Origin of the sequence: Streptomyces sp. ISL-36, from assembly GCF_018614205.1 — a bacterium.
In the GTDB taxonomy this organism is placed as follows: Bacteria; Actinomycetota; Actinomycetes; order Streptomycetales; family Streptomycetaceae; genus Streptomyces.
This window is the reverse complement of the sequence record NZ_JAGGOS010000086.1, coordinates 26,990-51,087: the sequence shown is the minus strand read 5'-3', so window position 1 is coordinate 51,087 and position 24,098 is coordinate 26,990. Positions and strand designations below refer to the sequence as shown.

25 protein-coding genes and 2 pseudogenes are annotated in these 24,098 nt (G+C 70.3%); 10 read left to right on the top strand and 17 right to left on the bottom strand.

The features are described 5' to 3' along the window. Positions 1–15 precede the first annotated feature (15 nt). Together J7E93_RS22360 and J7E93_RS22355 are read left to right on the top strand one after the other, a co-directional pair. Positions 16–273: a hypothetical protein gene (locus J7E93_RS22360; protein WP_215071712.1), complete on the top strand. Its 258-nt coding sequence runs from the start codon at positions 16–18 to the stop codon at positions 271–273. Positions 274–542: 269 nt separating this feature from the next. Continuing rightward, on the top strand, positions 543–1,283 hold the full coding sequence (locus J7E93_RS22355; protein ID WP_215071711.1) for a hemolysin III family protein: 741 nt from the start codon (positions 543–545) through the stop codon (positions 1,281–1,283). A 302-nt stretch (positions 1,284–1,585) separates the two neighbouring features. On the opposite strand, the pseudogene J7E93_RS22350 reads toward J7E93_RS22355, so the two are convergent. After that, a pseudogene (locus J7E93_RS22350) lies at positions 1,586–1,947 on the bottom strand (hypothetical protein). A 300-nt stretch (positions 1,948–2,247) separates the two neighbouring features. Here J7E93_RS22350 and J7E93_RS22345 point away from each other — a divergent pair. Beyond that, the gene (locus tag J7E93_RS22345; protein ID WP_215071710.1) at positions 2,248–2,880 is read left to right on the top strand and encodes a carbonic anhydrase; all 633 of its coding nucleotides are present in this window, start codon (positions 2,248–2,250) and stop codon (positions 2,878–2,880) included. Further along, complete coding sequence (locus J7E93_RS22340) at positions 2,877–3,521, top strand: L-threonylcarbamoyladenylate synthase (RefSeq protein ID WP_215071709.1); 645 nt, start codon at positions 2,877–2,879, stop codon at positions 3,519–3,521. The genes J7E93_RS22345 and J7E93_RS22340 overlap by 4 nt, the downstream gene beginning before the upstream one ends. Before the next feature lie 607 nt (positions 3,522–4,128). Here the strand turns inward: J7E93_RS22340 and J7E93_RS22335 are convergent. Both J7E93_RS22335 and J7E93_RS22330 read right to left on the bottom strand, forming a co-directional pair. After that, positions 4,129–4,332 (bottom strand): cold-shock protein, encoded by a 204-nt coding sequence (locus J7E93_RS22335; RefSeq protein WP_019072426.1) that lies wholly within the window; start codon positions 4,330–4,332, stop codon positions 4,129–4,131. Between the two features lie 226 nt (positions 4,333–4,558). Continuing rightward, on the bottom strand, positions 4,559–4,897 hold the full coding sequence (locus J7E93_RS22330; protein ID WP_215071708.1) for a helix-turn-helix domain-containing protein: 339 nt from the start codon (positions 4,895–4,897) through the stop codon (positions 4,559–4,561). Between the two features lie 914 nt (positions 4,898–5,811). Here J7E93_RS22330 and J7E93_RS22325 point away from each other — a divergent pair. Then, positions 5,812–6,201, top strand: a complete 390-nt coding sequence (locus J7E93_RS22325; RefSeq protein ID WP_215071707.1) for an ATP-binding protein — start codon at positions 5,812–5,814, stop codon at positions 6,199–6,201. 466 nt (positions 6,202–6,667) lie between these two features. On the opposite strand, the gene J7E93_RS22320 is transcribed toward J7E93_RS22325, so the two are convergent. Then, a complete protein-coding gene (locus tag J7E93_RS22320; protein ID WP_215071706.1) occupies positions 6,668–7,042 on the bottom strand; it encodes an STAS domain-containing protein in 375 nt (124 codons plus the stop codon). Between the two features lie 472 nt (positions 7,043–7,514). Between J7E93_RS22320 and J7E93_RS22315 the strand changes: the two genes are divergently transcribed. Together J7E93_RS22315 and J7E93_RS22310 are read left to right on the top strand one after the other, a co-directional pair. After that, positions 7,515–8,006 carry a DUF2975 domain-containing protein gene (locus tag J7E93_RS22315; RefSeq protein ID WP_215071705.1) on the top strand — a complete coding sequence of 164 codons (492 nt, stop codon included), beginning with the start codon at positions 7,515–7,517 and terminating at the stop codon, positions 8,004–8,006. Further along, positions 8,006–8,227, top strand: a complete 222-nt coding sequence (locus J7E93_RS22310) for a helix-turn-helix transcriptional regulator (RefSeq protein ID WP_054237256.1) — start codon at positions 8,006–8,008, stop codon at positions 8,225–8,227. Before J7E93_RS22315 ends, J7E93_RS22310 begins: the two co-directional genes overlap by 1 nt. On the opposite strand, the pseudogene J7E93_RS22305 reads toward J7E93_RS22310, so the two are convergent. The 4 genes and pseudogenes from J7E93_RS22305 to J7E93_RS22290 all read right to left on the bottom strand — a co-directional run bounded on the left by J7E93_RS22305 (position 8,169) and on the right by J7E93_RS22290 (position 14,247). Beyond that, positions 8,169–9,601: pseudogene (locus J7E93_RS22305) on the bottom strand (aspartate ammonia-lyase). The gene J7E93_RS22310 and the pseudogene J7E93_RS22305 sit on opposite strands and share 59 nt — an antisense overlap. Before the next feature lie 58 nt (positions 9,602–9,659). Beyond that, positions 9,660–11,189, bottom strand: coding sequence for an APC family permease (locus tag J7E93_RS22300; RefSeq protein WP_308368746.1), 1,530 nt, complete (start codon positions 11,187–11,189; stop codon positions 9,660–9,662). Between the two features lie 147 nt (positions 11,190–11,336). Then, positions 11,337–12,683: an aspartate aminotransferase family protein gene (locus tag J7E93_RS22295; protein WP_215071704.1), complete on the bottom strand. Its 1,347-nt coding sequence runs from the start codon at positions 12,681–12,683 to the stop codon at positions 11,337–11,339. A 91-nt stretch (positions 12,684–12,774) separates the two neighbouring features. Continuing rightward, a complete protein-coding gene (locus tag J7E93_RS22290; RefSeq protein ID WP_215071703.1) occupies positions 12,775–14,247 on the bottom strand; it encodes an aldehyde dehydrogenase in 1,473 nt (490 codons plus the stop codon). 245 nt (positions 14,248–14,492) lie between these two features. Between J7E93_RS22290 and J7E93_RS22285 the strand changes: the two genes are divergently transcribed. Next, a complete protein-coding gene (locus tag J7E93_RS22285) occupies positions 14,493–15,110 on the top strand; it encodes a TetR/AcrR family transcriptional regulator (protein WP_215071702.1) in 618 nt (205 codons plus the stop codon). Between the two features lie 78 nt (positions 15,111–15,188). Here J7E93_RS22285 and J7E93_RS22280 read toward each other — a convergent pair whose 3' ends face one another. The 6 genes from J7E93_RS22280 to J7E93_RS22255 form a co-directional block, all read right to left on the bottom strand. Beyond that, a complete protein-coding gene (locus J7E93_RS22280) occupies positions 15,189–16,115 on the bottom strand; it encodes a LysR family transcriptional regulator (RefSeq protein WP_215071701.1) in 927 nt (308 codons plus the stop codon). A 47-nt stretch (positions 16,116–16,162) separates the two neighbouring features. Continuing rightward, entirely contained in the window at positions 16,163–17,338 is a 1,176-nt protein-coding gene (locus J7E93_RS22275) for a M20 family metallopeptidase (RefSeq protein ID WP_215071700.1), read from the bottom strand. After that, positions 17,335–18,009 (bottom strand): DUF1028 domain-containing protein, encoded by a 675-nt coding sequence (locus tag J7E93_RS22270; protein ID WP_215071699.1) that lies wholly within the window; start codon positions 18,007–18,009, stop codon positions 17,335–17,337. The genes J7E93_RS22275 and J7E93_RS22270 overlap by 4 nt, the downstream gene beginning before the upstream one ends. After that, positions 18,006–18,476, bottom strand: coding sequence for a RidA family protein (locus tag J7E93_RS22265; RefSeq protein WP_215071698.1), 471 nt, complete (start codon positions 18,474–18,476; stop codon positions 18,006–18,008). The genes J7E93_RS22270 and J7E93_RS22265 overlap by 4 nt, the downstream gene beginning before the upstream one ends. 10 nt (positions 18,477–18,486) lie before the next feature. Next, positions 18,487–19,773: an NAD(P)/FAD-dependent oxidoreductase gene (locus J7E93_RS22260; RefSeq protein ID WP_215071697.1), complete on the bottom strand. Its 1,287-nt coding sequence runs from the start codon at positions 19,771–19,773 to the stop codon at positions 18,487–18,489. A gap of 194 nt (positions 19,774–19,967) precedes the next feature. Then, complete coding sequence (locus J7E93_RS22255; protein ID WP_215071696.1) at positions 19,968–20,612, bottom strand: TetR/AcrR family transcriptional regulator; 645 nt, start codon at positions 20,610–20,612, stop codon at positions 19,968–19,970. Positions 20,613–20,680: 68 nt separating this feature from the next. Between J7E93_RS22255 and J7E93_RS22250 the strand changes: the two genes are divergently transcribed. Next, positions 20,681–21,514, top strand: coding sequence for a class I SAM-dependent methyltransferase (locus J7E93_RS22250; RefSeq protein WP_215071695.1), 834 nt, complete (start codon positions 20,681–20,683; stop codon positions 21,512–21,514). 243 nt (positions 21,515–21,757) lie between these two features. Here the strand turns inward: J7E93_RS22250 and J7E93_RS22245 are convergent, their stop codons facing one another. From J7E93_RS22245 to J7E93_RS22235, 3 genes are all read right to left on the bottom strand, one after another. Next, positions 21,758–22,054, bottom strand: coding sequence for a DUF3303 family protein (locus J7E93_RS22245; protein ID WP_215071694.1), 297 nt, complete (start codon positions 22,052–22,054; stop codon positions 21,758–21,760). Between the two features lie 174 nt (positions 22,055–22,228). After that, complete coding sequence (locus J7E93_RS22240) at positions 22,229–22,495, bottom strand: hypothetical protein (RefSeq protein WP_215071693.1); 267 nt, start codon at positions 22,493–22,495, stop codon at positions 22,229–22,231. A gap of 146 nt (positions 22,496–22,641) precedes the next feature. After that, the gene (locus J7E93_RS22235) at positions 22,642–23,220 is read right to left on the bottom strand and encodes a DUF5994 family protein (protein ID WP_215071692.1); all 579 of its coding nucleotides are present in this window, start codon (positions 23,218–23,220) and stop codon (positions 22,642–22,644) included. A gap of 281 nt (positions 23,221–23,501) precedes the next feature. Between J7E93_RS22235 and J7E93_RS22230 the strand changes: the two genes are divergently transcribed. After that, entirely contained in the window at positions 23,502–23,990 is a 489-nt protein-coding gene (locus tag J7E93_RS22230; protein WP_215071691.1) for a DUF5994 family protein, read from the top strand. Positions 23,991–24,098: the final 108 nt, after the last annotated feature.

The following is a 24,098-nucleotide window of genomic DNA, read 5'->3' as shown; positions in this document are numbered from 1 at the left end:
GTACGGCCGGTGGGGATGGGACCGTGGCGGTTCGTGCTGTGGTTCGGCACGGTCAGCCTGCTCGCGGACTTCGTGTACGAGGGTGCCCGGTCGGTCACGGGGCCGCTGCTGGCGTCGCTGGGGGCGTCCGCGCTGGTCGTCGGCGTGGTCACGGGAGCCGGTGAGACGGCGGCGCTGGGCCTGCGGCTGCTGTCCGGCCCGCTGGCCGACCGCACCCGCCGTTCTGGCACGTTGTGGCACGGCTGCGCGTGGCGCACTTCAGCGGTTCCGTGAATGCCAGTGGCCCGAGCAGCACCAGCCGCCAGCGCTCGGTGGGCGCCCAATGCGCGACTTCCATGGCCCAGTCATTGGGCGGCAGCCAGGACCCGGAATCGTGAGGCGACTGAACCGGCTATTTGCGATGAGGTGGGCCTCTGGGAATCCCGTTTCGGGCCGGTTCCTAGCATGTGCACATGGTTGCCAGAGAAACTCAGCAGTCCGATTCGGGACGGGAAGCAGTGTCCCGAGACGGCGCCGAAGCCACCCGGCCTGCTTCCGTGCCGATGGGGGAAGGACGAGAGTCCGCTTGCCCTTCCTCCGGATCGCACCGAGACAAGACCGCCGAGAGCTCCCGCCCTGTCGCGGATCTGGTCGAGCGGGCGGCCGATCTTGTGGAACCGATCAAGCCGAAACTACGTGGCTGGCTCCATGCCGGCATGGTCCCCGCGTCGCTGGCCGCGGGCATCGTCCTCATCTGCCTGGCAGGGACACCGCAGGCTGTGCTGGCCTGCACCGTGTACTCGGTCACGGCCTGGCTGCTGTTCGGGACCAGCGCCGTCTACCACCTCGGCACCTGGGGACCACTCGGCGAGGCCGTTCTCCGCCGCCTCGACCACGCCCACATCTTCCTGATCATCGCCGGCACCTGCACCCCGCTCGCCGTGCTCCTCCTCTCCCGCGACCAGTGGTCCTTCCTGCTGTGGATCGTGTGGACAGGTGCTCTGGTCGGCATCGCCTTCCGTGTCCTGTGGGTCGGGGCTCCCCGCTGGCTGTACACCCCGTGTTACCTGGCCCTGGGCTGGGCGCCTGTGCGATACCTGCCCGAGTTCCTCCACAGTGGCGGGGTGGCGGTGGTCTCCCTGATAGTGGCCGGCGGGCTTCTCTACAGCGCGGGCGCGGTCGTCTACGCCCTCCAGCGCCCCAACCCCTCACCCCGCTGGTTCGGCTTCCACGAGGTCTTCCACGCCTTGACCGTGGCAGCCTTCAGCGCGCACTACATCGCCATCTTCCTCGCCGCGTACTGAGAGGCCGTGTCTCACCGGGACATGATCGCTTGAGACACGGCTTCTGACCACACGAGGATGTTCTGGCCACCTCGCCATAGGCACCGAAGCCAAGGCAGGACGACGGAGTGCGAGGGGACGGCAACAGCGACCGACGGGCAGGAACGTACTCCGGTCTGGTCGCCTTCCTCGGCCGTCGGGAAGTTCCGCTCACAGGAATCGGCTACGGAACCGTGAGGGGCCTCAGCTGGGGATCTGAGGGCCTCTCACGGACTTCGAGCGCGTGCTGGTAGTCGGCATGCGGTCCGTGACGCGGCGCGGCGTCAGTGATCGGAGTAGCTGCAGTCGTCCATGGTCCAAGCGCTGACGTCCGCGATCGAGACGCGGTACATCCCGCCCGTCTCCGGGATCCCCACGGTGCCCTGAAGGATCCGCGCCATGTGGAAGTGCGGATACGCGGGCGGCCCGTCCCTCCGTGTCGGTGCGGTGAAGACGGCAGAGAACTCTCCCAGGTGGGCGGAGTCCCCCAGGACCTCTGGGACCCGCTGCCTCCACACCGCTTCGGGCGCCAGCCGGCCGGTGATGACAGCGCCACCGGTGACCACGGTCAGGGATATCTGAGATTGCTCTGTCCGGACTCCACCAGCGTGGCAACGTCAACGAGCAGCTCGTCACGCTTCGGCATGAGAGCCGATCCTATTCACGGGCCATCCCCGTCCCCTCAACCGGTCGTGGCACCGGGCGAGAAGGGCCGTTACCGCCTGGCCACCAGAAGCACGCCGCCTGAGCATCGAGGCATCCCAGGGGACCGCCGGCCGTCTCCTCTTCCCCTCCTGCGGGTGCTTGCTGCTGAACGTCAGCTTACGAAGGGGTGGCCAGCCGCTGACCGCGTGGCGTGGCAGGAGTGCGCCGCCACTGAACGTGATGGATGTGGGTACGGGGCCCCTCCGGTGTGTGGGCGGAGGACGGATTTTATGCTGCTGTCATGCCGAGAACTTCACCTCACGTGGCCTTCGACGCTCTCCTGTCGGGCAACAAGCGTTTCGTCGCCGGGGAACCGGAGCATCCCAATCAGGATGCCGCCCGGCGTTCGGAGCTCGCTCCCGGGCAGGATCCTTTCGCCGTTGTGCTGGGATGCTCCGACTCGCGTCTGGCCGCCGAGATCATCTTCGACCAGGGACTCGGGGACCTCTTCGTCGTCCGCACCGCCGGGCACGTCCTGGGCTCGGAGGTGCTGGGGAGCGTGGAGTACGCGACCAGCGTGCTTGGCGCCCGCCTCGTCGTCGTCCTTGGCCACGACTCCTGCGGCGCCGTCGCGGCCGCCCGCGCGGCCGTGGAGGACGGCCTGTCGGTCGGCGGCTTCGTCCGGGACGTCGTCGAGCGAGTCACCCCGAGCATCCTGGCCGCCCGCGCGGCGGGACTGACCGCCGACAGCGACGTGGACGAGCACATCCGCCACACGGTCGACCTGCTGCTCGACCGCTCACGCCTGCTCTCGGAGCAGGTCGCGGCGGGGGAAGTGGCCGTGGTGGGCCTGGGCTATCAGCTCGCCGAGGGCAGCGCCCGCCTCGTCACGTCACGCGGCGACATCACCGAAGGGGGCGAAGCAGGCTCATGACGCAGTACTTCGACTGCACCGAGCCGACGGCCCGCGCTACCGGCCTCAGGGCAGCCGTCGCGGCGGTGCGCCAGGGCCGGCTCGTCGTCCTTCCCACGGACACCGTCTACGGCCTGGGCGCCGACGCCTTCGACCCGCGCGCCGTCGCAGCCCTGCTCACCGCCAAAGGGCGAGGCCGGCACAAGCCCTCTCCAGTGCTCGTTGACTCGGCCGACGCCCTGGGGGAGTTGGTGGACGAACTTCCCCCAGGGGCACGTGAGCTGATCGAGGCGTTCTGGCCGGGCGGTCTGACTCTGGTCGTGCGCCACCGGTCGTCCCTGGGCTGGGATCTGGGCGAGACAAAGGGCACCGTGGCCGTTCGCATGCCCGATCACGCTCTCGCGCTGAGCCTGATCGCCGCAACCGGTCCCATGGCGGTCTCCAGCGCCAACCTCACCGACCGACCCTCCCCGCAGGACTGCGCGGCAGCCCGAGAGATGCTCGGCGACGCGGTCTCCGTCTACCTCGACGGCGGACAGACAGCGGGAGTGGTCTCGTCGTCGATCGTCGACCTGAGCGGCCCGGTACCAGCCCTCGTCCGGGAAGGAGTGGTAGCCGGGGCACAGCTCCGCTCTGTGCTCCCCGACCTGGTCGTGCCGTGACCTCGCCTCCCCGAAAGCTCCGGCGGACCGGTTCAACAAAGCGGTGTCACAGCAGGTTTCCTTGGCCTTCCACCTGCAGCCGACGCTCAGGTCCCCCCGTTCGGCGCGAGCCGTGACTCCGACGCTCTCGTTGTCCCTCGTGGGGAAGCACCCGAGGGACAACGCGTCGACGGGGAGAGCCTCAGCGCGCCGGGGCCCGTGGGCGGACACGCCTACTGCGCAGACCTGGCTCGCCGCGCCCGCGTACCGGGCGGCCAGGCAGCAGCGGGCCGGGGCTGGGGACTGCGCCGGGACGTCGGCCGGGTGACCAGTGGCTGACTGCCCACGCTGTCCACGCAACGCCAATGCCACCCGCAGCCAGGAGAGGCTCGTATGTCACTGCTTGAGCAGGTCGATGGCCTGGTCGGTGCCGGCCTCTTTACGGGCTATCCGGCGCAGGGGACTGGCCGTAACTCCGGCCGAGGTCTGGGGGAGTGGGGAACTCCGTAGGGCCGGCGCTCGATGGTTCACCCGATCGTGGGACATCCCGGGGGCACTCGGCCGGGGAGCGCGAAAGCATCAGCGCCCCTTGTCGGTGCCCCCGGTTCCGCGACGATGTGGGGGAAGGTCAGGCGGGGTTGATGTTCTCCGCCTGGGGGCCCTTCTGGCCCTGGGTGACGTCGAACGTGACGGCCTGGCCTTCCTGGAGCTCACGGAAGCCCGAGGAGTTGATCGCCGAGTAGTGGGCGAAGACGTCCGGGCCGCCGCCGTCCTGGGCGATGAAGCCGAAGCCCTTCTCCGCGTTGAACCACTTCACAGTTCCCGTAGCCATGTCTCATGCCTTCCAGTCGATGGACGCCTCCCGCACCCTGCGGAAGGCGGAGGTGATCGCCCTGGTTCCTGCGGCACAGCACAGCAAAACGCCCACGCCGAGGCGTGGGCAAAGGGAACTCCCGAACCACGACAGCTGACGCAGACGGTACACGCCCGCACACCCCGTCACCAGAGGAAACGTATCCGTTGGGTGAGTGCGCGGTGCCCGGCCGACGGGTGCCGTCTCAGGCTGCGGTCGGCGGATGGGCCGTTTCGGTGGCGTGGCGGTATTCGGTGTTGATGCGCTGGGCTTCTTCGAGCTGGTCTTCGAGGGCGATGATGCGGCAGGCGGCCTCGATGGGGGTGCCCTGGTCGACGAGTTCGCGGGCGCGGGCGGCGATGCGCAGCTGGTAGCGGGAGTAGCGGCGGTGGCCGCCCTCGGAGCGCAGCGGGGCGATCAGACGGTGTTCGCCCAGGGCGCGCAGGAAGGCGGGGGTGGTGCCGAGCATCTCGGCGGCCCGGCCCATCGTGTAGGCGGGATAGTCGTCGTCGTCGAGACGTCCGCGTGTGTCGTCTGCTGTCATCTGCACCTCTCTCTGAAACGCGTGGAGGGGCCCTGGTGCCTTATGGCACCAGGGCCCCGAAGGAACTTCTACACCACGTGCCGACCCTGATACCGCGCCGGCCTTTTGTGTCCGCGTACCCGACCCAGTCGCTGTCGGGCGTGCGGGGATCGCGGTTGCTTGACCGGAGACCACCTCACTATCGATGTCCTGCGGTACCCGGACTCAAGACTTCCGTCCGGGCGATCCTGATGGTGCTTCGTTCCTCCGTTCTTCCCTCGGTGATCAACTTCCTACCGTCGGGGTACTGCGTACTGCTGGTACTGCGTACTGCGGGTGATGCGAACTACTGAACGACCTGTGACGGCGTCGCTCTTCGGCAGCCAGCCCCGTTGCCCGTCCTGCGTCTGCTCTGGCTTAGAACCCCACTGCCGAACTTCCCGGTGCGCGCGTCCGCAGCCGACGCCTTCACCGAGGTACTGCTCACTGACTTCACTGCTGGGTACTACGCACTGCACTCGCGGGTACCGCGTCTGCCATGACCGCGGTCCCGCCGCCGGTGGCCCCTGATCACTGCGGGCCACCCGGTCCGGCCGTCAGTCCCGTCGCCGTCCTGCAACAACCCTGGCTTCGAAACTCCACCGCCGCACCGTCCTGCGTACTGCGACTACCTGTACTGCTGATACCGCTTGCCGGCAGTTCGTCTCTGCCCGGCCCTGCTGTCTTTCTTGGCTACGAGAGAAACCATAGTGACGCCACTATCCAATGTCTACTCCGGCCGATACAGATTTCTGTGTGTCCAGCGACGAGGTAGTCGGCCTCGAACAGTGACGCGGGTGGGTGCAGGGCGGTCGTACTGGGTTAACCGTCGCTTGTCGGGGCAGGTGCGGCGGGCAGGGAGGAACGGGCACGGGTGATCCAAACAGGGGGAACTGATGGACGCGATGAGCGTCGATGTTGCGACCGACCGCCCTGCCGGTTCCGTCGCCGTAGCACGTGACAGCGCCCGATCCTTCCTCGAAGGGCTTGCGCCGGCGCTCGCATCCGAGGCCGCCGACACCGTGGTCCTGGTGGTATCGGAGCTCGTCACCAACGCCCTGCGCCATGGCGGCGGCACCTGCACCCTCGACCTGACCGCCCACCCGGACAGCATCGAGGTGGCCGTGCACGACCACAGTCCCGATGCCCCGCGCATGCGCACACCCGACCTCGATGTCGGCACCGGAGGCTTCGGCTGGCCCCTGGTCAACCGACTCGCCACAGCGACCGCGGTCACTCTCCGGGCAACCGGAGGAAAGACCGTGAGCGCCCTCCTCTCTCGGTAGCACCAAGGTGCTGGCATCGGCTCGGGCCCACCGGTCGGCCCGGAGGCCCCCAGAGTGCTCGCTCATCACCGCTGTCGACGCGGCCGAGCTTGCCTGTGGCTGTGGCCAGGAACTGTCCTCGCCGCTCGTCGACCGGACCACACCCACGGACGCCGACCAGCTACCAGGGTGTCGCCTGCCAGGGCCCTTGCCTTGCTGGGTCGTCTCTTGTGTGACCCGGTGTACTGGAGCAGCGTCAGTACGGCGCAGCGGGTGAGTGGTGAAGGCGTGAAGGTATGGGTTGCCTGACACCGGCCCCCACACCTTCACTCTGCCTATGCCGCAGCCCCCAGAAGCGGGAGCGCCAGGCGGCAATGGATCAACGTCCTGCGAGGTGTCGGCCGGGGAAGGCATGCCGGACGGCTGTGGGGCGGCTCACGGTGCTCCCACTGGACAAGGAGAAGCGCCGTGAACATGGGGACGCAGGTCAGGAGCATGAACGTCGTGACGTGGCCGCTGCCGTCGGCGAGCCGGCGTGGACCGTCTGCCGACCCGCGGCGGCAGCCGCGTCCAGGAGGCGCTGAACGGCCCGGGAGCGGTTTGCGAGTCTGAGGCGACGTCCGTGCCTGGGCCACCGGTCGAGGACCGAGATGAAGCCGGAGTCGCAGAAGGTGACCCGGGCGGTGTCCAGCACGAGGCCGGTGCAGCCGTTGTTTGCGGCCGAGGCCAGCAGTGCCCACAGCGGGGCGGCGCTGTAGTGGTCGATCTCCCCGGTGAGGTGGATGACCAGGGTGCTGCCGAGGGTGGTGCAGGAGGCGGTGACTTTGACGCCGGGCGCGATGTCCGGGCCCGAGTCGTGCACGACAGCAGGAGCAGGAGCAGGGGAGGCGAGGGGAGCGGGCAGTATCGGGGCGGTGCTTGGAGTACTCACATCCCCATCAACGCCTCCCACCTGGGGACGGGAAACGCGCCACGCGGCCCTCTCACCCCATGTGGCCAGCATCGATCGCCGCTAAGAGGGAAAGATTTCACCTGTATGAGGCAGGCGGAGCCTGCTATCCGAACAGCGCTTCGCTGTTGCGAGGTCGCCTGAAAACAGCCTGCGGGGCGGCCAGGCGGGGCAAGGCTTCGGCGTAGTCGGATGGCGTCCGATTTGTGGCCAAGCGAGGCCGACTTCGACAAGATCAAGAATCTTCGCGTGCACGCCATGTCGAGGGAGGGGGGCGGCGGCGTCCCGCCATGGTGCGAAATCGCCGCCCGCCCTCCGACCCAGCCCTTGCTTCACCTATCGAGATTCGATAGATTCCCATCGTAGCTCGATGGAAGGGTGAGTCATGGGAAAGCTGACAATGGGTGCGCTGCGCGCCGTGCTCGTGGTGGTGCTCGCCGGCACCGTGTTCGTACAGGCAGGGATGGTGTGGACATTGGCCAGCGGGAGCGACCCGGAGGACGGGTCGCTCCCGCTGACCTCGTTCCGCGTGATCACGATCCTGGGCATGGTGTCGGTCCAGGTCGCCGGGGTCTGCGTATGGCGGCTGGTGACGATGGTGCGCCGCGGAACCGTGTTCTCCCACGCCGCCTTCCGGTACGTGGACGCCGTGATCGGCGCCATCGTGGCGATTGCCCTGCTGTGGTTCGCGGTCACGGTTCTCAATGCGCCGGGCCAGCGGGACGACCCGGGCGTCACCGTCATCATGGGCGGGATCGGCCTGGCCATCCTGGGAGTCGCGCTCATCGTGCTCGTACTGCGGATGCTGCTCGCCCAGGCCGTCACGCGCGACGTCGAAGCGGCGCAGATGCAGGCCGAGTTGGACGAGGTGATCTGATGCCGATCGCCGTCGACATCGACGTGATGCTGGCCCGGCGGAAGATGTCCGTGGGCGAGCTCGCGGACCGCGTAGGGATCACGCCCGCCAACCTGGCGGTACTCAAGAACGGCCGCGCCAAGGCGGTGCGCTTTGCGACGCTCGCAGCACTCTGCGAGGTGCTCAAGTGCCAGCCGGGCGACCTGCTGCGCTGGGAGGCCGAGGACACCGCGGGCGAATGAACCGTGCCTGCCGACGCGTCATCGCCGATCCCGCTTGCCTTTGACCAACTCCGCGAGCATCCCGGGGCCGTACTCGGGGAGATGCCGGGCCTGCTGGAGCGTCTGGCTGAGGTGCCCAACCCTCGCGATCCGCGCGACGTACGGCACCTCTGGTCGTCATGCTTGCGCTGACCGCGTGCGCGGTTCTGGCCGGAGCGACCTCCCTGCTGGCGGTGGGTGAGTGGATCACCGATGCCCCGCCGTCCGTCCTAGAGCGTCTCGGAGTACGGCCCGATCCGCTGAACGCGTTGAGCTGGAGCTGCCCCGCTTCGGCGGCCATGGTGACCGTGACGTCGTTGCCGATGACCTTGAAGGCGACCTGGTTGACGACCTCGGGCACGACGGGGTTGACCTTGCCGGGCATGATGCTGGAGCCGGCCTGGACCGGCGGCAGGTTGATCTCCGCCAGCCCGGCTCGCGGGCCGGACGACAGCAGCCGGAGGTCGTTGCAGATCTTGGACAGCTTCACGGCCGTGCGCTTGAGCCCGGACGAGAGGTGGACGAACGCGCCCACGTCCTGTGTGGCATGGACGAGGTCGGCCGCCGTGGTGACCTCGATCCCGGTGATCTCCCGCAGGCGGCGGCACACCGCCTCCGGGTAGTCCGGGTGGGCGTTGAGTCCCGTGCCGATGGCCGTTCCGCCGAGGTTGATCTCGGTGAGCTGGGCCGCGCTCTCCGTCAGCCGGACGGTGTCCTCCTCGACCGTCAACGCGAAGGCCCGGAATTCCTGGCCCAGGGTCATGGGCACCGCGTCCTGCAGTTGCGTGCGCCCCATCTTGAGCACCCCGGCGAACTCCTCCGCCCTGCCGTGGAACGCCGATGCGAGATGTCCCAGTGCGGCGTGGAGCCGGCGGACGGCGAACCGCAGTGCGATCCGCACCGCCGTGGGATAGGCGTCATTGGTGCTCTGGCTCATGTTGACGTCTTCCAGCGGGTGCAGTCGGTCGTACCGCCCGCGCGAGAAGCCGAGGTGTTCGAGAGCCCGGTTGGCGATCACCTCGTTGGCGTTCATGTTGGTCGAGGTGCCGGCACCGCCCTGGATGACGTCGACGACGAAGTGGTCGTGGAACCGGCCGTCCCGGATCTCCTCGCACGCCTTGACGATCGCCTCCGCCTTGCTCCGGTCCAGGCCGCCCAGGTCGTGGTTGGCCTGGGCCGCGGCCTGCTTGACGCAGGCCAGGGCGGCGACGAGGTCGGTGGAGGCGGCGATCGGTGTCCCGGTGATGGGGAAGTTCTCGACCGCGCGCAGGGTGTGCACCCGTAGTAGGCCTCGGCCGGAACGGGCCGGTCGCCCAGGAGGTCGTGCTCGATGCGTACGGGTGTCTTCGCGGTCACGGCGCATGCTCCGGAGAAGCGGGAGAGGAAGGGTTCGGGTTGTCGTGGGCGTCCGGCGTCATGCGTGGAGGGGCTCGGTCTCGGCGACCGGTGCTTCGTACGTTCCGGCTCGTCGGTCCTGGGCCGCGGCAAGGACCCGGCCCAGTCCGCCGACGGAGAGGAGCAGTACGACGGTTCCGAGGGTGAAGAGTTCGAAGGTCGGGCGGCTGACACCCCATGTGCCGGTGAAGTCGTACGTCACGCCCAGGAGCGGTTCGAGCGTGCCGGGGAAGAGCGCCGTCCATGATCCGAGCGCGATCCAGGCGTACACCAGGCCGGCGCAGACGAGGAAGCCGACGGTGCCGAAGGGGACGGTGTAGGGGCGCGGGACGTCCCTGTGCTTGCGTCGCAGCACGACCAGGGAGGGGATCACGACGAGGTAGGACAGCAGCAGGGTGGTCACGGCGACGGTGAGGACGACTCCGAAGACGGCCGCGGTGTCGCCGTGGACGAGGGTGGTCGCCGCGACCATGAAGAGGGTGGCCGTCACACCGGACACGAGGTTCATCCGCAGGGGGGTGCCGAGCCGGTCGTGGAAGGCGCCGAGTCCGCGGTGGAAGAAGCCGCCGTCGGCCGCGGCCATGGCCTGCATGCGGTCGCTGACGATCATCCACGCGCTGCCCTGGGTGAGCAGGGTGAAGACGAACAGGACGGCGGCCGTGGTCAGCAGGGGCGTCCCCCAGCCGCCGTAGACGTCGAAGACGAGCTTCGCGGCGTCGAGGAAGCCGCCGACGCCGGTCACCTTGTCGGCCGGGGTGACGGAGAGAATGGCGAGGACGGGCAGCAGGTAGGAGCAGGCGGCGACGGCCGCGGCGACGCCGATCGAGACGGGCACGTCCTTCTTGGGGTCGTGCATCTCGTCGCCGGCGGCGTTGGGGGCCTCGAAGCCGACGTAGGCGAAGAGCAGGATGGGGACCAGGGCGAGGAAGCCGGCGGTCGTCGGGGAGAAGTCCGCCTGGTGCAGCCCCTGGAAGCCGTGGCGCAGGCCGTAGACCAGTGCGGTGCCGGTGAACAGCAGGACGAGGAACACCTTGGCGACGGCGCCGGCCGTGGTGATCCACTTGCCCCGGCGCAGCGACACGACCGCCGTGAGGATGGAGACCCAGATGAAGACGAGCTTGAAGACGTAGTCGGCGACGGTGCCGCTGCCCAGATGGAGGACGAACCGGTCCCAGGCCTCCGTCGCCGCGAAGACCAGCGAACCGCCGAGCCAGACGGGGTTGGTGACCCAGTAGAAGAGGGTGGTGAGCGCGGCGGCGAGACGCCCGAAGGCGAGCTTCACCCAGACGTAGGGGCCGCCTTCCTGGGGGAAGGCCGCGCCGGTCTCGGCGAAGATCAGGGCGTAGGGGACGAGGAAGAGCAGGGCGAGGGCGCCGGTCCAGGTCAGGGCCTGGCCGCCGCCGGTGGCGATCTGCCCGACGACGTCGAAGGAGATCACGGCCGCGATGCCCATGGCCATGATGTCGAAGCGGCGCAGGCTGCGCTTGAGGTGGGGTACCGGGGCGGGTGCGGCGGATGGTCCTGGCGGGGTGGAGGGTGTTGCGGGCACGAGGGTCCTCCTGGCTGAGCGGTACGCGCGGGGGATACGGCGTCGGGGATGAGGGTGAGCGGGGGCGTGCGCCGACGGAGAAGCGATGCGGGGGTGGTGGGGGCGCCGGCCGGGGTCCGCGGTCACGCGCGGACCCCGGCCGGGGGTTCACGCGCGGATCTCGCCGCTGGGCAGGGTGCGTTCGAGGACCGAGCGCATGGCGCCGACAGCTTCCTTGGCCTCGGCCTCGGTCATGATGAGCGGCGGGGACAGGACCAGGCTGTGGGCGCAGTCGCGGACGATCACGCCGGTCTCGCGGCGGATGACGTCCGGCAGCAGCGGCTGGAGCATGGGCAGGGGCTCGCGGGTCGCCTTGTCGGCGACGAGTTCGACGGCGAGCATCATGCCCACCGACCGGACCTCCCCGACGATCGGCAGCTGGGAGAGCTCGCTCTCCAGCTCGCGGTGGAGGAATCCGCCGATCTCGACGGCTCGGCTCAGCAGGCCCTCGCGTTCGATGATGTCGAGGTTGGCCAGGGCCACGGCGGCGGCGACCGGGTGGCCGTTGTAGGTGTAGCCCATCGGGAAGCCGTGGTCGCGCAGCAGCACCTCGGCGACGTGGTCGCCCACGAGCAGCGCGCCGAGCGGGATGTAGCCGGAGGTGATGCCCTTGGCGGTGACGATGATGTCCGGGGTGAACCCGAAGTGCTGGGCGGCGAACCACTGGCCGACGCGGCCGTAGGCGGTGACCACCTCGTCGAGGATGAGCAGGATGCCGTGCCGGTCCAGGACCTCCCGTACCCGCGGCCAGTAGTCGGCCGGCGGTACGAGCATGCCGCCGACGCCCATGATCGGCTCACCGATCATGGCGGCGATGTTCTGTCCGCCGATGTCCGCGATGCGCTCCTCCAGTTCGCGGATCAGGAAGTCGGTCGGGTCCTCGCCGCCGTACAGCTCGCTGCGGTACGGCCACGGCGGGGTCAGGTGGGAGACGTGCGGCATCATCGGGGCGAACCCCTCGTGGTACACGGGGAATCCGGTGGCCGAGCCGCCGCCGTAGCCGATGCCGTGGTACGCCTTGTGGCGGGCCAGGATCCAGGTGCGGGACGACTCGCCCCGGCGGTGGTGGTAGTAGCGGGCCATCTTGATCGCCGCCTCGTTGCCCTCCGAGCCGCCGGACGTGAAGTAGACGTGGCCCAGCCCCTCGGGGGCGAGGGTCGTCAGGCGGGCGGCGAGTTCGATGGCGCGGTCGTTGGAGAACTCCCAGAAGCTGGTGAAGTACTCCAGTCGCGACATCTGGCCGTGAGCGGCGTCTGCCATCTCCTCGCGGCCGTGACCGATCTGGGCGAGCCAGAGCCCGCCGGTGGCGTCGAGGTAGCTGCGGCCCTCGGTGTCCGTGAGCCGGCAGCCCGAGCCCTCGGTGATGATGACCCGTTCCTCGACGCTGCCCGGCAGATACGGGTGGATGATGTGCGCGCGGTCCAGCTGGGTGAGGTCTGCGGCGTTGAGGGTCATGAGCGGTGCGTCCTTTGTCCGGTACCGGTGGTGGGTGTCGTGGCCGGGAAACCTGGTGTCGCGGCCGGGAGTTCCGTCGTCGCCGACGGGGTCAGGAGTGGGCGATCCAGGTCGTCTTCAGGCCGGTGTACTTGTCGAAGGAGTGCAGGGAGAGGTCGCGGCCGTGGCCGGACTGCTTGAACCCGCCGAAGGGGGTGAACGGGCTGAGGGCGTCGACGGTGTTGACCGAGACGGTGCCCGCCTGCAGGGCGTCCGCGACACGGTGGGCCCGGCCCAGATCCCGCGTCCACACGGACGCGGCCAGGCCGTAGGCGGAGTCGTTGGCCAGGCGGACCGCCTCGGCCTCGTCGCGGAACGGCAGCACCGTCAGCACGGGGCCGAACAGTTCCTCCCGTACGAGTGGGGCGTCCGGTCCCAGGCCGGTGACGACGGTGGGTTCGAGGTACGCGCCTTCCCGGTCCGGGCGCGTGCCGCCGCACACGAGCGTGCCGCCCGACGCCTCCAGAGCGGCGAGGATGCGGTCCACCTGGGCCTCGTCGACGAGCGGTCCGAGCCGGGTCGCGGGATCGAGCGGGTCGCCCGGCAGCCAGGTGCGGGCGTGCTCGGCGACCCTGGCGGTGAACTCCTCGGCGATGCGGGCCTCGACGAGCAGCCGGGTGTTGGCCGAGCACACCTGCCCGGCGTTGTAGGCGAAGCCCCAGGCGGCGCGTTCCGCGGCGGCCTCCAGGTCGGCGTCGGCGAAGACCAGGTTGGGGCTCTTGCCGCCGGCCTCCGGCCAGACCTGCTTCATGTTCGACTCGGCCGCGTAGGCGAGGAACCGTCGGGCCACGGCTGTGGAGCCGGTGAAGACCAGGGTGTCCACGTCCGGGTGGAGACCGAGCGCACGTCCCGTGGTCGCCCCCGGGCCGGGGACGACGTTCAGCACTCCATCGGGAAGGCCGGCCTCCGAGGCGAGTTCGGCCAGTCGCAGGGCCGACAGCGGTGACTGCTCGGCCGGCTTCAGTACGACGCTGTTGCCCGCGGCCAGAGCGGGCGCCAGCTTCCAGCTCGCCAGATCGAGGGGGAAGTTCCAGGGCACCACCGCGCCCACGACACCCAGCGGAGCACGGCGTACGAGGGCGAGATTGCCGGGCGGGGCCGGAGCGATCTCGTCGTAGAGCTTGTCGACGGCCTCGGCGTACCAGGCGAACACGCCGGCCGCGCCGGGCACGTCGGTGCCGTGGGACTCCGCGATGGGCTTGCCCATGTCCAGGGTGTCGCAGAGAGCGAGTTCCTCGCCGTTCTCCTCGATGAGGCGGGCGAGGGCGAGCAGCACCCGCTTGCGTTCCGCCGGTGCGGTGCGCGACCAGCGGCCGTCCTCGAAGGATGCACGGGCCGCGCTCACGGCCCGGTCGACGTCGGCGGCCGAGCCCGCCGCCACGCGGGCGGTGGTCCTGCCGGTCGCCGGGTTCACGGTGGGGAACCACTGCTCGTCGGCGGGGTCGGTCCACGCTCCGTCGATGAAGAGGCGCGTGCGGGGCACGAGGTCTGAGGCGCGCTGCCGCCAGTGGGAGTACGTCTGCATGCTGTGGCCTTCGATTGCGTCGTGGGACGTGGGCGAACCGGTGCCCGTCGGGAACTCGTGCGGGCCGGGCCGTCTCAGGGGCGCTGCGGTCGAAGCAGCGGGCGCGGAGGGGCGAGGTGACCTCGCGGTGCGCGCCTGCGCCGGTTTCTTTGAGTCGGTATTCAAACAATAGGTGAACCGGCCGTCAATGCTCCGGGCGGGAACTTCTTGCGGAGATTGATGCGGGTATCAGAGAATGGGGCACCATGAGGAAAGCGGGCAGACCACGCAACCAGACCGCACGCAGGCAGGCTCTCGTCTCCGCCGCGGGGCAGGCCATCACGGAGCGCGGACTGGAGGGCCTGCGCATCAAGGACATCGCGGACGCGGCGGGCGTCTCCCAGGGCTCGGTCCTGTACTACTACCCCGAGCTCGACGACCTCGTCCTGGAGGTGCACCGGGGCGCGGTCGAGAGCTACCTGGCCTCTCGGCAGCGGTCCTACGACGAGGCGCCCGCCGAAGATCCGGCGGCACGGCTGCGGGCCCTGCTGCACAGCGGCCTGCCGAGCATGACGGACGATCCGGTCCACGCGCTGCTGTACGAACTGCACCGGCGCGCCGGCCGCAGTCCTGGCCACGCCGAGCTGATGACCTCCCTCTTCGCCCGGGAGATCGCGCTCTACACGACCGCCCTCGAGGTCGGCGCCGCGACCGGTGCGTTCTCCCTCGCCGCGTCCGCGCAGGATCTGGCGCACGGGCTGGTGGCCCTGGAGGACGGCTACGGTCTGCACATCGTCAGCCGCAACGTGGCTCTTCACCCCGACAGAGCCCGCGAGCTGATTCTGGCCCATGCCCGCGTGGTGACGGGCTGCGCCGAACTGTAGAGCGCGACGGCCACCGCTCGGGCGTTGCCCGGTCCGACGGCCACCGCTCGGGTTCCTCCCCGGTCGGCGGCTGCCGGCTCAGGCCTCGGCGGACCCGGCGGCGACCTCCCTCAGCAGGTCCATCACCGCCAGGGCGCGGGCCGTCTGGGTCACGCCCTCCACCGAGGCGATCCTGACGTCGAGCGGGGGGCCGCCGTCCCGGAGCCGGAGCTCGGCGATCTCGCCGCCGCCGTAGGTCTGGCTGGTCGCCGGCCGCTGGTTGAGCACGGAGTAGCCGAGGCCCCTGGCGACCAGGGAGCGCACGGTCTCGTAGCTCTGTGTGCGGTAGCGGACGTCGGGCGCGGTACCGGTGGCAGCCACCAGGGAGCGGAAGTAGTCGCGGCTGTGGGGGAGGTCCAGCAGGACGAGCGGTTCCGTGGACAGTTCGGCCAGCTCCACGCTGCCCTGCCCGGCCAGCGGGTGATCGGCCGAGACGATGACGTACGCCGGGGCGCGGGCGATCGTCTCGCTGTGCAGGGCGGGTTCGGCCGACAGACCGAGGTCGTAGGTGAGAGCGAAGTCGACGCGTCCCGCCGTCAGGGCGTGGACGAGCTGGTCCGCCTCGGCCTCCACCACATCGATCTCGATGCCCGGATAGCGTCTGGTGCACTCGCTGAACAGGGACGGCAGGTAGTAGGGGGCCAGGGTCACGAAACAGCCGACGGCCACCGGCCCGGAGAGGGTTTGGCCGTCTCCCCTGGCCTCCCTTTCGACCTCGCGGGCGCGGGCGAGCAGATCACGCGCCTGCTGCCGAAGCCTCTCCCCGGCGGGTGTGAGGGTGAGCCCCCGGCCCCGTCGGCGGATGAACAGCTGCACCTGCAGGTCCCGCTCCAGGTTGTAGACGGCCGTGGACACGGCGGACTGCGCGATGTGCAGCTCCGCCGACGCCTCGGTCATCGAACCGCGTTCGGCGGCGACGAGGAAATAGCGGAGCTGAACGAGCGTGAAACCCACTGGTGACGTCATGCCGGTACGTGTCCCTGTGCGCCTGGTGATCCGTGTCGATGCCGACCTTATGCGGCGCCGTCACACGGCCGCCCCCCGCTCGCCGTTCCCCTCGCCGCCGCGCTTCGGTCCACGCCGGTCCAGGCCAGGGCGATCGCCCCGTCGAGCAGGGCCCGTTGCGCCGTCCCGCCCACGCAGTACGCGGCGAACTCGTGCTGGTGGTTGGTGGCGGGCAGGGATCCGATGCCGATGTAGGGGTGGATGGCCGGCACCACCTGCGAGACGTTGCCCATGTCGGTGGAGGCCCGGTTCATCCGCACGGCCTGGCCGGGCGGCGCGAACTCCCGTCCCAGGGCGAGGGCGTTGGCGCGGTAGTGCCCGAGCGCCGTCCCGTCCGTGCGGAACTCCGCGTACGGCTTGCTCTCCGGCTCGATCTCCAGCGCGCAGCCGGTCGCGAGGGCGCCCGCCTCGAACGCCCGCATGATCCGTGGCTCCAGCTCGGCCAGTTCGGCGAGCGTCTCAGCCCGCACGTACCAGCGGCCGGTCGACCGCTCCGGAATAGCGTTCGGCGCGTCCCCTGCATGGGTCACCACACCGTGCACCCTGGCGGAGGCCGGCAGCTGCTGACGCAGCAAGCCGATCGCCACCTGGGCCACGGTGAAGGCGTCGGCCGCGTTGACCCCGCTCTCCGGGTAGGCCGCGGCGTGCGCGGACTTCCCGGTGTAGGAGATCCTTGAGTGGCTGACCGCGAAAGGGCGCGCCTCGGCGACGTCGACCGGCGCAGGGTGGACCATCATCGCGAGATCCACTCCGGCGAAGGCGCCCCGGTCGAGCATCTCGATCTTGCCGCCGCCGCCTTCCTCCGCCGGTGTGCCGTAGACCTCGACGGTGAGGCCGGCGTCGTCGGCGACGGCGGCCAGGCCGAGCGCGGCCCCCACCGAACTCGCCGCGATGAGGTTGTGCCCGCACGCGTGGCCGAGGCCAGGCAGCGCGTCGTACTCCGCGCACAGCGCGATCCGGACGGGCCCGCTCCCGTACCGCGCGAGGAACGCCGTCTCCAGGCCCAGGTAGGACGAAGTGACGTCGAAACCGGCGCGGTCCAGCAGTTCCGGTACGGAGGCAGCGGCCCGGTGTTCCTCCCAGGCGGTCTCCGGGTCGGCGTGCAGCCGCTCGGAGAGGCCGATCAGCTCCTCGGCACGGCGGTCGACCGCCTGCCGGGCCGCCTCTTTCAGTGCGCCCGTCACAGGTCCCCCGGGACGCCGTACGAAGGAGCGGAGGCGGGGTCGAGTCCGCGCCGGACGTAGTCGTCCCGCTGCGGCAGCCAGACGTCGAGGAGTTCGCCGAGCCGGTCCACAGGATCATCGGCCCAGTCCACGCGCAGGTCGGTCACCCGCCAGTCCACGTCCGCGACGACCGCCAGGCCCGCGGAGCGCACCGGCCCCTCCTCTCCACCGGCCGCGACGGCGGCCTTCAGGGCGGTGAGCAGCCGCTCCTCGAGCTCCCCGCCGGCGGTGGCGTAGGCGTCGAGGAGAACACCGGGGATGTGCTCGCCGGACAGCATGTTGCCGGCGGCCACCGCACCGTCCGCGGTGGCCGAGGCATGCGTGCCCAGCGTCCGCGAGCCGCTGTGGGCGAAGCCGGCGCCGGAGCGGCCCAGCACGGTCAACTGCCGGTACGCGATGGTCTCGGCGTTCCGCGCCGCGCCGGTGACATCGGCCAGGGCGCGTTCGGCGTCGCCGTGCTCCGCCAGTCGCTCCAGAAGGCTGGTCCCGAGCGTCGGGTCGGTGACGTTCTGCGAGGCCGCCGCGCCGACCCCGGGCCGCAGATGGACGACCCGGGCGGCGACCGCCGGACTCGACGAGCTGGCCACGATGCCGAACCGCTCACCGTCGCGTACCACCAGGGAGAAGGTCATGCCCGCTCCTCCTCGGGGATCACAGCGATCACGTCGATCTCGCACAACCACTCCGGGCGGGCGAGGGCGGAGACCACCAGGCCGGTGGAGACGGGGTGCACGCCCTCGGTCCAGCGGCCCACCGTGCGGTACACCGCCTCGCGGTAGCGCGGGTCGATCAGGTAGACGGTCAGCTTGACCACGTGCTCCATCCGGCTGCCCGCTTCTTCGAGCAGCATCTTGATGTTGGCCATGGCCTGCTCAGCCTGGGCCTCGGCATCGCCGATGCCCACGGACTCGCCGGTGTCGAGGTTCTGGCCGATCTGGCCCCGGACGTACACCGTGCGGCCGGCGACGACGGCCTGGCAGAGGTCGTTGTCGAGGTTCTGTTCGGGATAGGTGTCGCGCGTGTTGAACGGACGGATCCGGGTGTGCCCGCCGACGACGATCGGGGCCTTCACCTGACGGCCCTCGCTCGTGGACGTCATCATCTGCTCCTCAGTTCTTCCGGGTGGCCGGCGCGGCGCCGGGCCGGTCGGTGGTGCCGTACGCGAGGTAGCGCCGCTGGGTCGTGATGTGGTCGGCGACGTACCGGGCGTCGTGCCACACCCCCCAGATGAAGCTCGATCCGCGGCGCGACAGCCAGGGCAGGCCCAGGAAGTAGACGCCGGGCTCGCAGGACACTCCTCGTCGTTGGTCGGGCCGGCCGTTCACGTCGAACGCGTCGACCTCCAGCCAGCTGTAGTCGGTGGCGAAGCCCGTCGCCCAGACGATCGAGGTGACGTCGGCCTCGGCCAGGTCGAGCTCCAGGCGCGGACCGGTCACGCAGTCCGGGTCCGGCCCGAGGATGTGGGCCTGCGGCTCCTCCGGGAGGCCGAGCCCATTGCGCTCGACGTACGCGTCGGCCGCCCGGAGGAACTCCAGGTACTTGGCGTCTCCGAGCGCGATGTTCGTGGCGAGATCCGGCGCGAAGCGCAGTACCCCGTCGTCGTAGGACGCGGTCAGGCCGACGAGCTCGACGCCGGCGGCCGCCAGGGCACGGAAGTCCACGGTGTGGCCGCCGCGGGCGCCGCTGACCGCGATGGTGACATGTCCGGCGCCCTCGGGAGGCGTCTGCGCGTCCCAGATCCCGAGCACACCGAGCCACCAGCAGAAGTCCCGTCCGCGGTACGCGCGGGGAGGACGGTCGTGCGGACCGACGGAGAGGAAGACCTGCCGGCCGGACCGGCGCAGCTCGTCGGCGATCTGGACCCCCGAGGAGCCGGCCCCGACCACGAGGACCGCGCCCTCGGGCAGTTGCTCCGGGTTGCGGTACCCGCTGGAGTGGATCTGCAGGGGGACGGCGCCCTCCGGGACGACGGGCGGGATCACGGGCCGCTGGAACGGTCCGGTCGCGGCCACGACGAAGCGCGCGTCGATGGAGCCCTGCGACGTGTCGACCCGGAAGCCGGGCCGGCCGGTGTGCCTGCGCACCGAGGTCACCTCGACACCGCACCGGATCGGGGCGCCGATCTTCTCGGCGTACGCGACGAGGTAGTCCGCGACCTGCTCCTTCGAGGCGAAGGCATCGGGGTCGACGTCGGCGAACTCCAGCCCGGGGAACCGGTCGTGCCACGCGGGCCCGTTGGCGACCAGGGAATCCCACCGCTCCAAGCGCCACCGCTCGGCGATGCGGCGCCGCTCCAGGACGATGTGCGGTACGCCCTGGGCTCCCAGGTGCTCGCTCACCGCCACGCCGGCCTGGCCCGCACCGACGACGACTACTTCGGTCTCTTCACTCGGCATTTCCGCCTCCACTCAGGCGGCAGTCCATCCCTGTGTCGCATTGACTGGCTGCCGCACGAGTCATCCTCGGAGGCGCCGGAAAACCTGTCCAACAGAAGTTTCCGGTGAAGGCGATCTGATTTTTAGATCCAACGCGCGCCGGGTGAGGTACGGGTGGGGGCCGGCCGGTGAACGGCGATGAGCCCGCGCTGGTCTCACTCGCGGTCGGGCTCGGCCGGGGCGAGGAGCTGGGTGGCGAGGGTGTCGGCCGCCCAGCGTTCCCATGCGGCGGGCGTCCAGGCGCGGTCGCGGGTGAGGATGAGGAACAACTCGGGGCTGAGCAGGGCGTAGAGGATGTCGGCCGCCTCTTCGACGGTCAGGCCGGGGCGGGCGCCGGGCTTGTCCAGCAGCGCTTCGGCTGCCGCGGTATGCACGGTGTGGCGCGGATCCTGGCGTTCGGGCCACACGTCGCGCAGCTCGGGATGGGCGGCGGCTGCGGCGCGGACCATCTCGGAGACGGCGGCGGCGCGCTCCAGGACGGTGCGGCTGCCGGCCACGAGGGCGGCCAGGCCGCTGCCGGCGTCCGGCGCATCCACCACCTGCGCGAACCACGGCCGGTCCATCGTCGCCACCGGCGCATCGTCGCCCGCGATGGCGACATCGACCAACTCCTTCAGCAGCCCGGGCTTGTTCCGGAAGGTGAAGTAGATGGTCTGGACGGCCACGCCCGCCTGGTCGGCGACCTGTTGGAGCGTGGTTGCGCCGTAGCCGTTGAGCAGGAACAGCTCGGTGGCGGCGGCGATGATCCGGCGACGTGTCCCCTTGGCCCGGTCGGACCGGGAGCCCTTGACATCACTCATGGCTAGAGCTTACCTCTAGAGCTGAACACTAGAGGTCAACTCTAGAAGCCTGAGTGAGGGGAACCGCTATGTCGGCGATCGCCAACCACCAGCAAGCCAAGGCGTGGAACGACTGGGAGGGCCGGCTCTGGGCCGACCACCCCGAGCGCTACAACGCGATGATGGACGGCTTCAACGCGCCGCTGTTCGCCGCGGCCGACATCGCCGCCCACCACACCGTCCTGGACGTGGGCTGCGGCACCGGGCTCACCACCCGCCTGGCCGCCCGCCGCGCCCACCGCGGCCACGCGCTCGGCGTCGACCTGTCCGCGGCCATGCTCGAGCGGGCGCGCCGAGACGCGGCCGCCGAGAACCTCGCCAATATCGCCTTCGAGCAGGGCGACGCGCAGGTCCACCCCTTCGCCGGACCGGGCTTCGACACCATCATCAGCCGCGGCGGCGTGATGTTCTTCGCCGACCTGGTCGCGGCGTTCACCCACCTGCACGACGCGCTGGTACCGGGTGGGCGCCTGGCCTTCCTCGGCCCGCAGCCCGCCGGTCCCCACAGCCCCTTCGCCCGGGCGACGGCGGCGCTCGCGCCCTACATGCGCGAACCCTCACCCGCGGCGCAGGGCATGGGTTCCCTGCTCGACCCGGCTCGGATCAGCGAGGTGCTCACAGCAGCGGGCTTCCACGCCATCGAGATCGCCCCCGTCCACGCCGACATGGGCTTCGGCAGGGACGCGCACGACGCGACCGACTTCGTCTTCACGATGGGACCCGCGCACCACAACCTGCGTGACGTGGACGCGGCCACGCTGGCCGCACTGCGCACCCAGGTGCAGGACGCCCTCGGCGAGTTCGAGACGCCGCAGGGCGTGCGCATCCCCGGTGCCGTCTGGATCGTCACCGCCACACGCTGAGGCCCGACCGGCGGCGGCCGTGTGCTGTCGACGGGCGGGGTGGAGGCCAGTCCGGGTTGTCGACGGTGCCGGGCAAAGGTCACCGCGTCATGCCCGCAGGTGCGGCGTGGGGCGGCCGCGTGTACGGCATAGGCCGCCCTACGCCGACCTCAGGGGCACGTGCGCGCCCTGGCGGTCCAACGCTCCCGCGCGCGCATCGCGACCTCGGGTCACCGGACCGGGCGTTGTGGGCGGCCGAAGAGGTCAGCCCCTCTGCAGGGCGGCAAGACCCTTCTGCAAGTCTTCGCTGTTCATCACCGGCTGGATCTCGATCTTCGCGCCGAGGCCCTGGAGCAGCGGCTCCGCGATGGTGGGCAACTGTGAACTGTCCTGCATGTCGAATACGAAGGTGCAGTGCCGCCCGCCCTCGCAAGGGCCGAAGTAGGCCGCCTCGGGCTTGAGCCGTTCCGTCACCGTCTGCACGAGCTCCTGCAGCGTGCCGTTCTTGATCGCTTCATTCGAGATCTGGGTGTCCAGACGCGCTCTCAGCATGACCCTCATTGCACCGCTCCTTCCGTCCACCACGACCGGCGCGGTCCCGTCCGCGCTCGCTGAGACCCGGTGACGTTGCGCTCAGCCTCACCTCGGGTGATCAGGGCGGCAACATCTTGTCCTCCGTCCGTGCCGCCGTGGACGCCTGTGGTGCGGGCGTTTCCGCTCAGGTCCTGCCGCCTGTCAGACCTCGTCCACGTGAGTGCCGTTGCCGACGGACGGTCTACTGGTGGTGAGCCAGGAGAGGGCGGGTTCTGCGGCGCACTCGGTGTCCACGGTCAGGCGGAGCCGGGTGCCGCCTTCGGGGCCGGGGTAGCTGCGCTGTTCTGTCCCGGCGAAGGCGCGGCGGATCACTTCCGCGACCGCGCGGGCGGCGTCGGGGGTGGCAGCGACGATACGGATCTCGGCGTGTCCTGCCTGCGGCAGGGGGTCGTTCTCGACGGCGTACAAGACGGTGTGTTCCCTTCGGGGCCGAAGCGAGAGGCCGGCGGGTGGGTTGTCCCGGGTGTCGGGTGCCCCACCCGCGGCCTTCGGTCGGAGAAGTGGTCCGAGGTCAGGGCCAGGTGCCCGTGAGCGTGATCAGGGTCTCCATGCCGTCATCTGCGCATGTTCCCCGGCAGGGGGATCATCCGTGCTCCGACGACCGGGTGCCGGACGGGCGACGGGAAGGACCCGCCGTCGGTCTCCCAGGAGTCCTCGCCGCTCCGGGCGTCCCGCATACGGCGGCCGGTCGCGGCTTCGTCGGACAGCAGGACACCGGCGGTGAGCACACTGCCGGGGACGGCGGCGGCGGTCATCAGCCGGGCGGCCGCGGCCGGGTCGGTCTCGGGAGGGATCACCAGCAGATCGCAGCGGCCGACGGTGTAGGAGAGCAGGATCATCTTGTCGAGATCCTGTTCGGTGAACCAGCCCACGTGCACGGTGTGCCCAGTGACGGCAACCTTGTGCGGGACGACGGGCCAGCGGACGGGGTTCACCGTGACGCGCGTGATGCGTCCGAAGCGCCCGCGCAGCGCGTTGACCAGTGGTGGGAGCTCGGCTTCGAGGTCGCGCGAAAAGGGCCACCAGGAACCGTCCAACTGGCCGGCGAGGGCGGTCTTCGGCGTCAGGGAAAGCCGCGTCGGGAGCGGGGTGACAGGCGCCCCCGCCACTGCGCGTTCGACGATCGTGGCCATGATGCGGACCCGTCTCCGGGCCGCCCTGCAGGGCGGCCCAGCGTCTTGACCGCCCGAAACGACGTCCGCGTGGGGCCGGGTGTACGAGTTACTCCCGGTACCTTCGGCGTACTGCGCCCGGTGGTCCGACGAGCGGCGTCCGACCAGGCGGCTTCCCGTCGGGGACACCGCCGGGCCGATGACCGCAGACGTGACCGCGGGCGCGCGGAGTACCGTGGGACCACGGCGGTTTCGCGCCGGCCATGAGGTGTCGGCGGCCCCGCGCAGGGAGGCGGACCACCATGGCCGAATCAGGCGCTCCCACCTCGCGGAAGCTCCTTCCGGACGAGATCCACCGAGCGGTGAAGCCCGGCGCGGCCCTGCTCCGGCTGCAGACGACGCACTCCCGCGAAGGCGTCCTCGACGGTGCGTGGTGGCCCCGCTCCCGGGACGTCGCGACCGAGTTGCCCGCCCTGGTCCAGGCGCTCACCACGCACCTCGGCCACATCACGCGGGTCGGCCTGGACACCGCCGCCTGGGAGGAGGTCCCGACGCGTCTGGTGGTCGACGACTGGGTCGTGCACCTCGACTCCTTCCCCGTCGGCGACGACACCGTCCTCATCACACGCGGCGACAACGACCACTTCGTCCTCTTGGTGGTGCCCCCGGACACGGCACCTGACGCGGCACGTGATGCCATGGCTCGTGCGGTCGACGCCGGTAACGTCACCCAGGCTGCCGAGATCCTTGTCGCCACCCTCCCGGTGACTGACCGCGAGGAGCCGACATGATCCGGACGGGGGCCACCACCCCCGCTCCCACCGTCACGTGGTGACACGCCCGTCCGTCATCCGCGCCTCAAGCTGGTTCGCACTGGCGAAACCGCGGACCCCTCGCGT